Annotated in this window: 12 protein-coding genes; 3 read left to right on the forward strand and 9 right to left on the reverse strand. The window is 72.1% G+C overall.

Annotated features, from left to right (window positions below):
* Nucleotides 1-101: 101 nt before the first annotated feature.
* The 3 genes from ACGFZA_RS11560 to xylB form a co-directional block, all read right to left on the reverse strand.
* Entirely contained in the window at nucleotides 102-932 is an 831-nt protein-coding gene (locus ACGFZA_RS11560) for a hypothetical protein (RefSeq protein WP_393678753.1), read from the reverse strand.
* Nucleotides 932-2,206 carry a VWA domain-containing protein gene (locus ACGFZA_RS11565; protein WP_393678754.1) on the reverse strand — a complete coding sequence of 425 codons (1,275 nt, stop codon included), beginning with the start codon at nucleotides 2,204-2,206 and terminating at the stop codon, nucleotides 932-934. Before ACGFZA_RS11565 ends, ACGFZA_RS11560 begins: the two co-directional genes overlap by 1 nt.
* Nucleotides 2,207-2,299: 93 nt before the next feature.
* Complete coding sequence (xylB, locus tag ACGFZA_RS11570; RefSeq protein ID WP_393678755.1) at nucleotides 2,300-3,790, reverse strand: xylulokinase; 1,491 nt, start codon at nucleotides 3,788-3,790, stop codon at nucleotides 2,300-2,302.
* Between the two features lie 273 nt (nucleotides 3,791-4,063).
* Between xylB and xylA the strand changes: the two genes are divergently transcribed.
* Nucleotides 4,064-5,233 (forward strand): xylose isomerase, encoded by a 1,170-nt coding sequence (gene xylA, locus ACGFZA_RS11575; RefSeq protein ID WP_385280171.1) that lies wholly within the window; start codon nucleotides 4,064-4,066, stop codon nucleotides 5,231-5,233.
* 82 nt (nucleotides 5,234-5,315) lie between these two features.
* Here the strand turns inward: xylA and ACGFZA_RS11580 are convergent, their stop codons facing one another.
* The 4 genes from ACGFZA_RS11580 to ACGFZA_RS11595 all read right to left on the reverse strand — a co-directional run bounded on the left by ACGFZA_RS11580 (nucleotide 5,316) and on the right by ACGFZA_RS11595 (nucleotide 8,551).
* On the reverse strand, nucleotides 5,316-6,560 hold the full coding sequence (locus tag ACGFZA_RS11580; protein WP_385280174.1) for an ROK family protein: 1,245 nt from the start codon (nucleotides 6,558-6,560) through the stop codon (nucleotides 5,316-5,318).
* A 193-nt stretch (nucleotides 6,561-6,753) separates the two neighbouring features.
* Nucleotides 6,754-7,401, reverse strand: a complete 648-nt coding sequence (locus ACGFZA_RS11585; RefSeq protein WP_393678756.1) for a DUF305 domain-containing protein — start codon at nucleotides 7,399-7,401, stop codon at nucleotides 6,754-6,756.
* Nucleotides 7,398-8,048 (reverse strand): DUF3105 domain-containing protein, encoded by a 651-nt coding sequence (locus ACGFZA_RS11590; RefSeq protein ID WP_393678757.1) that lies wholly within the window; start codon nucleotides 8,046-8,048, stop codon nucleotides 7,398-7,400. The genes ACGFZA_RS11585 and ACGFZA_RS11590 overlap by 4 nt, the downstream gene beginning before the upstream one ends.
* A 77-nt stretch (nucleotides 8,049-8,125) precedes the next feature.
* A complete protein-coding gene (locus tag ACGFZA_RS11595; RefSeq protein WP_385280180.1) occupies nucleotides 8,126-8,551 on the reverse strand; it encodes a hypothetical protein in 426 nt (141 codons plus the stop codon).
* 123 nt (nucleotides 8,552-8,674) lie between these two features.
* On the opposite strand from ACGFZA_RS11595, the gene ACGFZA_RS11600 reads away from it, so the two are divergent.
* On the forward strand, nucleotides 8,675-9,538 hold the full coding sequence (locus ACGFZA_RS11600; protein WP_393678758.1) for a phospholipid scramblase-related protein: 864 nt from the start codon (nucleotides 8,675-8,677) through the stop codon (nucleotides 9,536-9,538).
* Between the two features lie 65 nt (nucleotides 9,539-9,603).
* Here ACGFZA_RS11600 and ACGFZA_RS11605 read toward each other — a convergent pair whose 3' ends face one another.
* Complete coding sequence (locus tag ACGFZA_RS11605) at nucleotides 9,604-10,935, reverse strand: uracil-xanthine permease family protein (protein WP_393678759.1); 1,332 nt, start codon at nucleotides 10,933-10,935, stop codon at nucleotides 9,604-9,606.
* Between the two features lie 8 nt (nucleotides 10,936-10,943).
* Entirely contained in the window at nucleotides 10,944-12,068 is a 1,125-nt protein-coding gene (locus tag ACGFZA_RS11610) for an aryl-sulfate sulfotransferase (protein WP_385280189.1), read from the reverse strand.
* 118 nt (nucleotides 12,069-12,186) lie between these two features.
* Here ACGFZA_RS11610 and ACGFZA_RS11615 point away from each other — a divergent pair, with 118 nt between their 5' ends.
* Nucleotides 12,187-12,768, forward strand: a complete 582-nt coding sequence (locus ACGFZA_RS11615; RefSeq protein ID WP_385280192.1) for a helix-turn-helix domain-containing protein — start codon at nucleotides 12,187-12,189, stop codon at nucleotides 12,766-12,768.

A 12,768-nucleotide genomic window follows, 5' to 3' on the forward strand; every position in this document is an offset into this window, starting at 1 on the left:
GCTGCCACTCGGGAGCACATGACGGTGGATCGGTGAGGCGGGCGGGCGCCGCGCGCCGCCGGACGGGCCGGTGATCCGGTCCGTACGGCGGCGGCGTCCCGTCAGGCGCCCGGCGGGACCCGGGACGGGCGGCCGCTGCCGCGCGTCAGTGAGTAGCCGAAGACGGCCGCGAACGCGCCCAGCACTCCACCGCCGGCCGTCCACAGCCAGCGGTCGGTCCACCAGCCGGAGGACCAGCCGTCCTCCGGCTCGCCGGCCAGGGCGACCGGGGCCGCCGACGCCCCGTCGGCGGCCTGCTCGACCGTGGACACGCCGGGGACCAGCGGCTTGGAGAGGCTGCCGTCCACGTCGGCGGCACCGCCCTTGTCGGCCGCGGTGACCCGGACCTCTGTCCGCACCGGCAGTCCGAGGTCCGCCGACGGCAGGTCGACGACCGTCAGGCGGACGTAGTAGCTGCCGGGCAGCGGGTCGTTCGCCCACGGTTCGGACCAGGCCCTGACGGTACGCAGGACGCAGGTGAGCTCGACCGAGGCGGCGTCGGCCGCGACCTTGCCGGTCTGCTTCCCGTACATACAGGCCTGACGGCGGCGCAGTCCGTCGTACACATCGACCTGCCAGGTCGAGGCGCCGTGCCGGGCGGTGCTCTCCGGCAGGGTGACCTTCGCCCGCACGGTGGCCCGCTGTCCGGCGTCGGCGGGGAAGACCCAGTACAGGTAGTCCCCGGTGGAGGCGCCCGCCGTGGCGAGCTGGTCCTGCTGGAGCGCGGTGGCGGTACGGAAGGTGGTGCCCGCCTCCGTGGGGCCGGATCCGTCGGCGGACCCGCTCGGGCTCGGGCTTGCCGACGGGTCGTCCGCGGCGGCGGCACCCGCCCCGGTCAGCAGGGCGAGACCGGTCAGCAGCGCGCCCGCGAGCACGCGTCTCGTACGGAACATCAGTGGGTCCTCCAGACGGCGAAGCGCCAGCGCGAGATCCAGCCGGTCAGCAGACCCGCGATCAGTCCGGTCAGGACGAGCACGCCCAGCAGCCACCAGCCACGGCCGAGGCCGAACGCCGCGGCGTCGGCCGCCGCGTCGGGGGCGTCCACCAGGTCGACCGTCAGCTCGACCGGCATGCCGGGAGCGGTCTTCACCGAGGCGAGGGCCGAGAAGGAGTTGGAGACCTGGAGACAGACGGTCTCCGCGGCCGGCTTCACATCCCCGTCCGTGTCCTGCTCCGGCTTCGGGTAGCGGAGTCCGGAGGAGATCGCGTCGGTGCGTCCGGTGCCGGACTCCGCGCCTCTGACGATCTCGCGGCCGTGCACGGTCACGGCACGCAGCAGCATGCCGTAGTCGTTGTTGACGGCCCGGTCGGCGAACACGCTGACCGAGGCGCGCAGTTCCTGGCCGGGCAGCACGTCGACCCGGTACCAGCGGTGCTCGGCGAACTTCTCGCGGTCGGTGTAGAGACCCGGGCCGATCTTCGGAGCGTCGGTGCAGCTGTCCGTGCCCTTCGTCTCGACCGGGGTGACGACGGGTTCGGCCGCCCGGTCCACCAACTGCTTGACGCGGCCGGAGAGTTCATCGGTGTGCTGGACGGCGGTGTACGTGCCGCCGGTGGCCTCCGCGATGCAGGTGAGCTGCTGGCGGATCTTCGCGTTCGGCACCAGGCCGAGGGTGTCGATGACCAGGTGGATTCCGCGCGCCGCGATGTCGCGGGCGACCTCGCACGGGTCGAGCGGACCGCAGGTGTCCTCGCCGTCGCTGATCAGCACGATCCGGCGGGTGGTGTCGCCGCCCTCCAGATCGTCGGCGGCGCCCAGCAGCGCCGGTCCGATCGGGGTCCAGCCGGTGGGCGCCAGCGTGGCGACCGCGGTCTTGGCCTCGGTGCGGTCCAGCGGGCCGACCGGATAGAGCTGCTTGGTGTCCTTGCAGCCGACCTTCCGGTCGTCGCCCGGGTAGTCGGCGCCGAGGGTCCGGATGCCGAGCTGTACCTGCTCGGGCACCGCGTCCAGGACCTCGTTGAACGCCTGCTTCGCCGCGCTCATCCGGGACTGGCCGTCGATGTCACGGGTCCGCATGGAGCCACTGACGTCGAGCACCAGCTCGACCTTGGGGGAGGCTTGGGTGGGGGGTTCATCGGCCGAGGCGGGGAGAGCCGAGCCGAGCCCGGCGGTCAGGGTGGCGAGCAGAATGCCCACCCCGACCGTCAGCCTTCTTCTTATGATCATCGCCGGATAGTAGTGAACATCAGTTCGCTATCCAAAACGCCGGTGCCCGTCGCACGCGCTTGTGTGCGGCGTGCGACGGGACATGACAGACAGTCAGATCGACCGGTCTGCTCCCAGCAGGGGGCCGGCCGCCCGTTCCAGCACCGAACCGACTCGCTCCCAGGTCGTCAGATCCCTTTCGACCGCGGCCAGGTGCACCTCTTCGCCCGTGTCCCAGCCGGTGGCGATCGCCACGGGGTCCGCACCCGTGGCCGCCCCCGCGGCGAGCGCGGCCGCACCCAGGGCGACCAGCTCGCCGCCGGTGGGCACGGTCACCGGCCGTCCGGAGAGGCGGCGCACGGTCTCCACCCAGACGCGCCCCTGGGCGCCGCCGCCGATCAGCCGGAGCGGCCGGCCCGCCACCTCGGGGTCCTCGGGGTCGAGCCCGCACGCCCTCAGCAGTTCGTCGAGCGCGCGCAGCACGGTGACGACCGCGCCCTCGTAGGCGGCGCCCAGGAGCTGCTGCGGGGTGGTGTCGTGGCGCAGGCCGGTGAGGAGGCCGGCGGCCGAGGGCAGGTCGGGGGTGCGCTCACCGTCCAGGTACGGCAGGAGCACGGCTTCGCCGCCGGGTGCGGCGTCATTGCGGTCCAGGCCCAGCAGCGCGGCCACCTTGTCCACGGCGAGCGTGCAGTTGAGGGTGCAGGCCAGCGGGAGGTACGTACCGTCCGCCGCGGCGAAACCGGCGAGTGCGGGGGAGGCCGGCCGGGCCCGGGAGGCGGTGAAGACCGTGCCCGAGGTGCCCAGGCTGAGGACCGGATGGTCGAGGAGCCCGGCGCCGCCGAGCCCGAGGCCGACGGCGGCGCTCATGTTGTCCCCGGTGCCCGCGGCGACGGCGATACCGGCGGGCAGCCCGAGTGCTGCCGCGGCCTCCGGCGTCAGCGAACCGGCGCGCGCCGCCCCGCTCGTCGCCACCTCCGGCAGCATGGCCGGATCGATGGAGAGCAGTTCGAGGAGCTCCGGGTCGTAGGCGTCGGTGGCGGTGGAGTACCAGCAGGTGCCGGACGCGTCGCCCGGGTCGGTGACGGCGCGGCCGGACAGCCGCTCGGTCAGGAAGTCGTGGGGGAGCCGGATCGCGGCGGTCGCGGCGGCGGTCTCCGGTTCGTTCTCCCGCAGCCACTGCCACTTCGAGGCCGTCATCGAGGCCACCGGCACCGAACCGGTGCGCGCGGTCCAGGCGCCGGCCCCGCCCAGGGCCGCGGTGAGCGCGGCGGCCTGCGGGGCGGAGCGGGTGTCGTTCCAGAGGAGGGCCGGGCGCAGCGGGCGGCCCGCGCCGTCGAGGACGACCAGCCCGTGCTGCTGTCCGGCGACGGCGATCCCGGTGATGTCCGCGGCGGCGACGCCTGACTCCTTCAGCCCGGCGGCGACCGCGTCGCGCAGCGCCTGCCACCACACCTCGGGATCCGTCTCGCGGGCCCCGCCCTCGCCCGTGACGACATGCGGAGCACGGCCGACGGCGAGCAGCCGGCCGGTGGCGGTGTCGACGAACGCGGCCTTCGTGGACTGGGTGGAGCTGTCCACACCGATGACGACCTCATGCGGCGGCATGGCTGACCTCATTCTCTGGTTTCACTGGTCCAGGGGTCCCGGGCGGCGGGCCATCGCGCTGCGGGCTCATGCGCCGACGGGATTTGATCGTACGGTGAACAAATTACGCGATGGAACTCCTCCGGAACAGGGGGTGCTCCCGATTTCCGGATTTCCTCGGACGAGGGGTTACGTCGCGGGGGTGGTCCGTGCATGATTAGTCATGACACTGAACAAATTGAGGTTCGGCCGCTCGACCGGCTGCGGACCCACGGCACCGAAGGCGGCTGGACCATGACGGAACGCTTCACGCCCACCCCGCAGGACAAGTTCACCTTCGGCCTGTGGACCGTGGGCTGGCAGGGCCGCGACCCGTTCGGCGACGCCACCCGGGAGGCGATCGACCCGGTCGACTCCGTGCAGCGGCTCGCGGAGCTCGGCGCGTACGGCGTCACCTTCCACGACGACGACCTGATCCCGTTCGGCTCGACGGACGCCGAGCGCGAAGGCATCGTGAAGCGGTTCCGGCAGTCGCTCGACGCGGCCGGACTCGTCGTGCCGATGGCCACGACGAACCTCTTCACCCACCCCGTGTTCAAGGACGGCGCGTTCACCGCCAACGACCGCGACGTCCGCCGCTATGCCCTGCGCAAGACGCTGCGCAACATCGACCTCGCCGTCGAGCTCGGCGCCACCACCTACGTCGCCTGGGGCGGCCGCGAGGGCTCCGAGTCGGGCGCGGCCAAGGACATCCGCGTCGCGCTCGACCGGATGAAGGAGGCCTTCGACCTGCTGGGCGACTACGTCACCGAGCAGGGCTACGACCTCAAGTTCGCCATCGAGCCCAAGCCGAACGAGCCGCGCGGCGACATCCTGCTCCCCACCATCGGTCACGCCCTCGCCTTCATCGAGCGCCTGGAGCGCCCCGAGATGGTGGGCGTCAACCCCGAGGTCGGCCACGAGCAGATGGCCGGGCTGAACTTCGCGCACGGCATCGCGCAGGCCCTGTGGGCGGGCAAGCTCTTCCACATCGACCTCAACGGGCAGTCCGGCATCAAGTACGACCAGGACCTCCGCTTCGGCGCCGGCGACCTGCGCCAGGCCTTCTGGCTCGTCGACCTGCTGGAGAACTCGGACTACGCGGGCCCGCGCCACTTCGACTTCAAGCCGCCGCGGACCGAGGACTACGACGGCGTCTGGGCCTCCGCCGCGGGCTGCATGCGCAACTACCTGATCCTCAAGGAGCGCGCCGCCGCCTTCCGCGCCGACCCGGCGGTCCAGGAGGCGCTGCGCGCGTCCCGCCTGGACGAGCTGGCTCAGCGCACCGCCGAGGACGGCGTGGCGGGTCTGCTGGCCGACCGCTCGGCCTACGAGGACTTCGACGTGACCGCGGCGGCGGAGCGCGGCATGGCGTTCGAGGCGCTGGACCAGCTGGCGATGGACCACCTGCTCGGCGTCCGCTGACCCGGACCCGGTCATGACGGGAGGGGGAGGGACGCGCACCGCGCGTCCGTCCCCCTCCGGCGTCTCCCGGGCCGGGGGCCGATCAGGCCGGTGTCCGCCCCGCGTACGCCACCGGGTCGGCCAGCACGTCCGTCATCACCAGCCCCGCCGCACCCCGGGCGGCGTCACCGGCGACGGAGGAGGCGCGCAGCCGGGCGCTGCCCGGTGACCACAGCCCGGAGACCACCCGGTTCGTCAGCTCCTCGTCGGCCGACGGCGCCAGCCACGGCATCAGGTTCCGGTAGATCCCGCCGAGTACCACCGCGTCGGGGTCCAGCAGATTGACCGCCCCCGACAGGACACGCCCCAGCTGCCGGCCCGCCTCGGCGACCGCTGCCACCGCCCGCTCGTCCCCGGCCCGGGTACGCCGCTCCAGTTCGGCGACCCCGATCCCGCTGCCGCTCTCGTCGATCCCCGCCGACCGCAGCAGCGCCGCCTGTCCCGCGTACTGCTCCAGGCAGCCGCGCGACCCGCACCGGCACTGCGGCCCCCGCGAGTCGACGACCACGTGCCCGATCTCCCCGGCGAACCCGTGCGCGCCGCGCAGCAGCTCGCCGTTGATCACCAGGGCGCCGCCGACGCCGATCTCGCCGGTCAGATAGAGGAAGCTCCGGATCCGCCCCAGCCCGCCGAACCACAGCTCGGCCAGCGCCGCGAGGTTCGCCTCGTTCTCCGAACTCACCGTCAGCGCCTCGTGCCCGGGGCGCTCGGCGGCCAGCGAGGCGGCGAAGAGCTCCTCGGCGGGCACCTGGTTCCAGCCCAGGTTCGGGGCCTGCCGCACCGAGCCGCCGGAGACCAGACCGGGCAGCGCCAGAGCGACACCGACCGGGAACAGCTCCTGCTCACGCGCCGACTCCAGGGTCCGCGCGGCGATCCTGGCCGCCCGCGCCAGCACCTCGGCGGGCGGCGCGCCCCGGTTGTCGAGATGCTCGGTGAGCCGGACCCGGCCGGTTCCGGCCAGATCGACGACACACACCGACACGTAGTCGATGTTGACCTCGACGCCGAGCCCGGCCGGTCCGGTGCGGGCCGTCTTGAGCGCGGTTCCGGGCCGGCCCGCCTGGCCGCTGAACGTCTTGCCCGACTCGGTGAGGAACCCGCTGTCGATCAGCTGCTCGACGAGCGAGGACACGGCGGCCCGGGTCAGACCCACCCGCGCGGCGACCCCGGCCCGGGTCGCCTCACCCTCGCCCTCGTCACGGACGGCCCGCAGCACGAGGCTGAGGTTGCTGCGCCGGACGGTGTCCTTGTCGGCCTTGGGCCCCAGCGGCGTGAGGTTGCTCTTCATATCGGTCCCGAGCCTATGCGATGCCGTACGTCAGTACGGGCGTGATGAGGGAGGCCCGGGGCCCTTGGGTCCTCTCGTGTGGATCATGCCGGGCTCGCGGGGTCCGGCCTGATCCGAACGAAAGACCCCGGTCCAGGACCGGGCCGGGTCCCGTTCCGCCCCGCGCACGGGGAGGAACGGGACCCGGAAGCGCTCAGGCCGTGGCCCCGCGCTCCTTGAGCATGTCCGCCATGAGAGCGATCTCCGACTGCTGGCCCAGGACCATGCCCGAGGCCAGGTTCCGGATCTCGGCGGTGCCCGCGGCGGTGGCGGCCGCCTGGGCCATCTCCGCCCCGGCCCGGTGGTGCGCGGTCATGAGCTTCAGGAAGCGCACCTCGGCGTCCCTGCCCTTCGCCGCCCGCAGCGCGTCGAGTTCCGCGTCGGTCGCCATTCCGGGCATCAGCGCGCCGTCACCGCGCGGGGTGACGGTATGGCCCATCCACGCCATGGGCGCCCCGGGGGAGCTCTTCGCGCGCCCCCAGACCTCCAGCCAGCCCAGCATCATGCCGCGCTGGTTGGCCTGGGTGTTGATGATGTCGTACGCGAGCCGGCGCACCGCGACGTCGGAGGTGCGGTCCCGGACGATGAACGACATCTCGACCGCCTGCTGATGGTGGACCGCCATATCGCGCGCGAATCCGACGTCCGCCGAGGTATCGGCGGGCGCGGCCGTGGATACGGCGGCGGCGGGGGCCGAGGAGGAGGGACGGACGAGCATCAGCGTGACCAGAACGAGCGCCAGCAGCAGAACCGCTCCGCCGGCCAGCACCATCGGCCGTGACGCGCGGGCCGCGGACGTCACTTGGCGATCCCGCCGGAGCAGGCGGCGCCCGGCTCCGGGGTCTGCGGGCCCTGGACGTACTTCGTGAAGAACTGCGCGACGCGGGCGTCGGCGGCGCTCTTCACGGCCAGCTGCTTGCCCCAGGCGCTGAGCATCAGCGGGGACTCCTGGTCCTCCACCGGGCTCATCAGGGAGTACGGGGTGGCCGAGACCTTCTTTTCGAGCTTCTTGACGTCGGCCGGGCTCGCCTTGCTCGTGTACGTGACCCAGACGGCACCGTGCTCCAGCGAGTGGACCGCGTTCTCCTTCGGTATCTCCTCGGTGTAGACATCCGCGTCGCAGTTCATCCACACCGGGTTGTGATCGCCGCCGACCGGCGGGTTCATCGGGTAGTCGACCTTCTTCTCGACATGGTTCTGCGTGAGCTTGTCCCAGCTCTTCTCTCCCTCGACGGGCGAGGCCTTGGCGGCCGTCTCGGCCTTGTCCTGCTCGTCGGCGGCGTTCATCAGGTAGCCACCGCCGACGACCAGACCGGCCACGACCGCGACGGCCGCTCCGATGGTGATGAGGCGGCTGCGGCGCTCACGGGCCCGCTCCTTGCGGCGGGCCTCGTCCAGCTTGGCGCGGCGGGCGGCGGCAGGGCTGTTCTGCTTCTTGGCGGAGGCCATGACGGGTCCTTCGGTTCGTGACACGGATGGATGGCGCGGGCATGCGGCGTTCCCGGACGTCGGGAAACGGCCGCGGCCTAGATCCGTTGAACCTGGAGGCGCAGATGGTCGACGTCGCGCACGGCGTCGTTCGACGGGCCGCGGATGGCGGCGCCGCCCGTGAGCTGGGACGAGGCGGGCACCGAGGTCGCCGACGGGACCGACGCCGGGCCGGGCCGGTCGGGCAGGACGACGGGCGCCGAGTGCTCGGACGCGCCGTGGCAGGAACTCCCCGGCCAGCGGTCGCCGGGGGCATCGGCCACCACGGCCACCACCGCGGGCACATGAGCGGCGAGGGTGATCCGGGGGGCCGCAGCCGGGGCGGGCGGGCCGTGGTGTGCGGAGGCGGACCGCTCCGCGGCCGGCGAGCAGCACGAGGCCACGGCGATCAGGACGAGTACCCAGCCGAGCACCACGGACGCGCGGGCACGCCGCCGGTCCGTGTATGCGCTCAGCCAGTTCACCTCGGCATCGTACGTGGTCTGTGAAGTTTCAATGAGTGCGCGACCGGAATGCCTGCCGTCGGTGAAGCTGTGGATCCCGGGGGGAAGGGTTCCCCCGCGGGCGCGTCGGGATAGTGTGCCCCGGTGACAACGCACTCGAACGTATCTGCGGGCTGGTATCCGGATCCGCATGGCGCGCCCCAGCTGCTGCGGTACTGGGACGGTACCCAGTGGACCGAGCACACGAATCCGGCCGATGGGCAGCAGCAGGCGCAGGCCTCCGCCCAGGCGCCGCAGCAGCAGGCGGCTCCCCGGCAGTCGTACCAGCAGCAGGCGGCGGCGGCCCCGCAGCAGCCCGCGGTGCCGCAGCAGGGCGTGCCCCAGCAGCAGGGCGGCGCCCCCGGCGCGGGTTCGCTCTTCAACCAGCAGGTCCTGGTCGTGAACCAGAAGGCCAAGCTGATCGAGGTGACGAACGAGTACAGCGTCTTCGACCAGCACGGCAACACCGTCGGCTCGGTCGTGCAGGTCGGCCAGAGCGCCCTGCGCAAGGTGCTGCGCTTCCTGACCAGCATCGACCAGTACCTGACCCACCGGCTGGAGATCCGCGACGCGTACGGCCAGCCGCAGCTGCTGCTGACCCGTCCGGCGAAGTTCATCAAGTCCAAGGTCATCGTGCAGCGCCCCGACGGGCAGCCGGTCGGTGAGATCGTCCAGCAGAACGCCATCGGCAAGATCAACTTCGCGATCATGGTCGACGGTCAGCAGATCGGTGCGATCAAGGCCGAGAACTGGCGCGCCTGGAACTTCGCGATCGTCGACCACAACGACGCCGAGATCGCCCGGATCACCAAGACCTGGGAAGGCCTCGCGAAGACGCTGTTCACGACGGCGGACAACTACGTGCTGCAGATCCACTACCAGCTGCCCGAGCCGCTGCTGAGCCTCGTCGTGGCGACGGCGCTGACCGTGGACACCGCACTCAAGCAGGACGCCCGCGGCTTCGGCTGAGCCCCCCGCACCCGCGTAAGAGAGGACGCCCGCACCCCCCGAAGGGTGCGGGCGTCCTCATGCGTTCACCGCGCCGTACGGTCGGACCCGCTCTCCGGAGGTCCCAGCCTGGAGAACACCGCGGCGAGGATCACGGCCGCCAGGGCTCCGGCGGCCACGCCGCTGCCGAAGACGGTCCGCGCCCACACCGGCAGGTCCGCGTACATCTCGGGGGCGAACACCGGCAGCAGGCCCACGCACAGGGCGAGTGCGACGACGATGCCGTTCGTGCCGTGGCCGAGGTTCTCGCGGCTGAGCATGCCGAAGCCCATCGTGGCGATCACCGCGTAGATGATCAGCCCCGCGGCGCCGACCACCGGCTCCGGGATCGCGGCCAGCAGCCGGGTGAGCGGGGTGATCAGGCCGCACAGGATCAGCAGCACCCCGGCCCCCGCCGTGACGAACCGGCTGCGCACCCGGGTGAGCTGGACGATCCCGATGTTCTCGGCGCTGGTCACCATCAGCGACGTACCGAAGACGCCGGCTCCCAGCGAGGTCACGGCGTCCGCGCGGGAGATCCGCGGCACGTCACGGGCCGCGTCCGGCGTCCGCCCCACCGCCTCGCTGTTCAGTACCGTCTGCCCGGTCGCCTCCGCCAGTGAGGCGAGGGCGAAGACCAGCAGCGGCACGGCGGCCAGCAGGTCGAAGTGCGGTGTGCCGTACGGGAACGGGTCGGGCAGCGCGAACGTGCTGCCGTGCGCCATGTGGAACGCCGTACCGCTGAGCGCGGCCACGAGCGTGCCGCCCGCAAGGCCGAAGAGCACCGACATCTGCCGCCAGACACCGCGCATGAACAGGAAGAACAGGGCGGTGATGCCGAGTGTGGCGAAGCCGAGCCCCGGTCCCGAGGCGATCATCGGCGCGGTGATCTTGATCATGTTGATCCCGATCAGGACCACGGTGGTCCCCATGACCAGGGGCGGGAAGAACCGCACGAGGCGCCCGTAGAGCGGCAGCACGGCGATCAGGAAGACCGCCGCGATCAGCACCGAACCGGACGCGGTGGCCGGTCCATGCTCCTTGGCGACCTGGAGGAAGATCGCCACCGCCGCGCCGCCCGGGAGCATCAGGAACGGCAGCCGGGCGCCGATCCGCAGCGCCTTCACGCCCAGCGACTGGAGCAGTGCGCCGATGCCGCACAGCACGAGCGTGGCGCTGAGCAGCGAGGCGGTCTGGGACGCGCTCAGCGACAGCGTGGTGCCGATCAGGATGACCGAGGAGACCGGGGCGGCCACCCCGGCCAGCAGGTGCTGGAAGGCGAGCGGGACCAGCCGGGGGAGCGGGAGCCGCTCGTCGACCGGCGCGACGGACGGGGCCGGCACGGCGGGTGCGGCCGTGTCGGGGACGGGGGAGGCCATGGTCCGGCTCAGCCCTTCGGGACGTCGAGCCAGGGGAGCTCCCGGGCCGAGTAGCGGTAGGAGCGGAACACGGCGTTGGGCTCGGACGGGAACAGCTTGCGCACTTCTTCTTCCTGGTAGCCGCCGAAGAACGGCACGACGTACTCCCAGCACAGATAACCCTCGTCGGTCACCTCGAAGAGGCGTCCCGCGGGGGAGTCCGTGACGAGCGTGTTCCCGTTCGGCAGGCGCTGGGCACTGCCCATGAACGGGGCGAAGAACGACTCACGGGCCGGGTCGTGGTACTCCCAGACAATGGTGCCACTCGACCGCTCGATCTCGATGACCCGGCTGAACGGCACGTCCCAGTGCGGCCGGAAGACCCCGTTGTCGAAGACGAGGAAGTTGCCGTTCTCCAGCTCGGTCGGGCAGTGCTGCTGCGATACGGAACCCGGCTCGCTGCGCCAGATGATCTCGCCGGTCTCCCGGCTGATGACGACCACGGCCGATACGGAGCGGAAGCTCGCCAGGATGTTGCCGTCGCTGGTCGGCAGCACGCTGTTGATCAGCGGGTAGTGCTCGCGCGCGTAGTCGGGGTGCAGCGGGAAGGTCTCGCGGTCGAGGTGCTCGGAGACCTTCCACTCCCACACCGTTTCGCCCTCGGCGTCGACCTCGACGATGGTGTCCGCCCAGACCGTGCCGTCGGGCTCCGAGCCGGGCACCCCGCCCCTGACGGCGGCCGCGGCCTCGCCGGTCAGCGGTTCCAGCGCCGCGTACAGCAGGCGGCCGTCGCCGTAGTGGTACGCGTCGTGGTGCTGGAAACGGTCGCGGTGCTCGCGCACGACCGTGCCGTCCGGGGTGATCTCCTGCATGATCCCGCCGCGGTACTTGTGCCACATGGGGAAGAGCGCGGGCTCGTCCGGGAGGACGCCGCTGTACGCGAGGTTGCCGTTGGGCAGGATCCGGGCGTGCCGGCCGGGCCGGTACGGGAGGTTCCACCGGTGGACCACCTCGCCGCGCATGTCGATGAGGTACACCTCGCCGCCACCGGTCAGCGGGGCGAAGAGGGTGTAACCGCCGTAACTGGCGTCCTCGTCCAGGGCTATGAGCCCGGTACCGCGTCGCCGTCGCTGGTTCTGGTCCACGAGGGGCATGGATCGGTCCTCCCGGTTAACTTTATTAGGTGGGACTTAAGAGGTTAACCGGCCCGGTAGGCTGCTCACTGCCCCGTCGCCTGTGGCGTGCGGCACGCAGGGACACGGAGTGGATGAGATGAGCGAGGCGGACAGCCCCCTGGTCGGCCCGGGGATTCGCCGACGGCGCCGCGCCCTGGAGCTGACCCTCGCGGAGGTGGCGCGACGGGCCGGGCTCTCCACCCCCTTCCTCAGTCAGATCGAGAACGGCCGCTCCCGGCCGAGCATGGGATCGCTCCAGCGCATCGCCGACGCGCTCGACACGACCGCGGTCCAGCTGCTGTCCACGGCCGAGGCGCCCCGCCCCGTCGACGTGGTGCGCGCAAGCTCCGCATCGGTGCGCGAGACGGGTGCGGAGGGCGAGGGGGACGGCCGGATGCGGCCGCTGGTCCGCGGCCACCAGCGGCTGCACGCGCTGGAGTTCACGGGGGACCACGACTGGGGCCGCGAGTTCCGGCACCGCAACGACGAGATCCTCTATGTCGCCGACGGCTCGGCGGAGGTCGAGGCGGACGGCAGCTTCTACCGCCTGGAGCGGGGTGACACGCTCTACTGCGCGGGCGGCCTCGTCCACCGCTGGCGTCCGATCGAACCGGGTACGCGCGTCCTCGTGGTCGGCATCGGGGACCACGTCCAGGTGACGGACGAACAGAGCGGCTGA

Source organism: Streptomyces sp. NPDC048211 (assembly GCF_043202315.1).
Taxonomy (GTDB): Bacteria; Actinomycetota; Actinomycetes; order Streptomycetales; family Streptomycetaceae; genus Streptomyces.

Coding starts and splice junctions, on each gene's coding strand:
- ACGFZA_RS11560 (WP_393678753.1), bottom strand. CDS start 932: ATGTTCCGTACGAGACGCGTGCTCGCGGGCGCGCTGCTGACCGGTCTC.
- ACGFZA_RS11565 (WP_393678754.1), bottom strand. CDS start 2,206: ATGATCATAAGAAGAAGGCTGACGGTCGGGGTGGGCATTCTGCTCGCC.
- xylB (WP_393678755.1), bottom strand. CDS start 3,790: ATGCCGCCGCATGAGGTCGTCATCGGTGTGGACAGCTCCACCCAGTCC.
- xylA (WP_385280171.1), top strand. CDS start 4,064: ATGACGGAACGCTTCACGCCCACCCCGCAGGACAAGTTCACCTTCGGC.
- ACGFZA_RS11580 (WP_385280174.1), bottom strand. CDS start 6,560: ATGAAGAGCAACCTCACGCCGCTGGGGCCCAAGGCCGACAAGGACACC.
- ACGFZA_RS11590 (WP_393678757.1), bottom strand. CDS start 8,048: ATGGCCTCCGCCAAGAAGCAGAACAGCCCTGCCGCCGCCCGCCGCGCC.
- ACGFZA_RS11605 (WP_393678759.1), bottom strand. CDS start 10,935: ATGGCCTCCCCCGTCCCCGACACGGCCGCACCCGCCGTGCCGGCCCCG.
- ACGFZA_RS11610 (WP_385280189.1), bottom strand. CDS start 12,068: ATGCCCCTCGTGGACCAGAACCAGCGACGGCGACGCGGTACCGGGCTC.
- ACGFZA_RS11615 (WP_385280192.1), top strand. CDS start 12,187: ATGAGCGAGGCGGACAGCCCCCTGGTCGGCCCGGGGATTCGCCGACGG.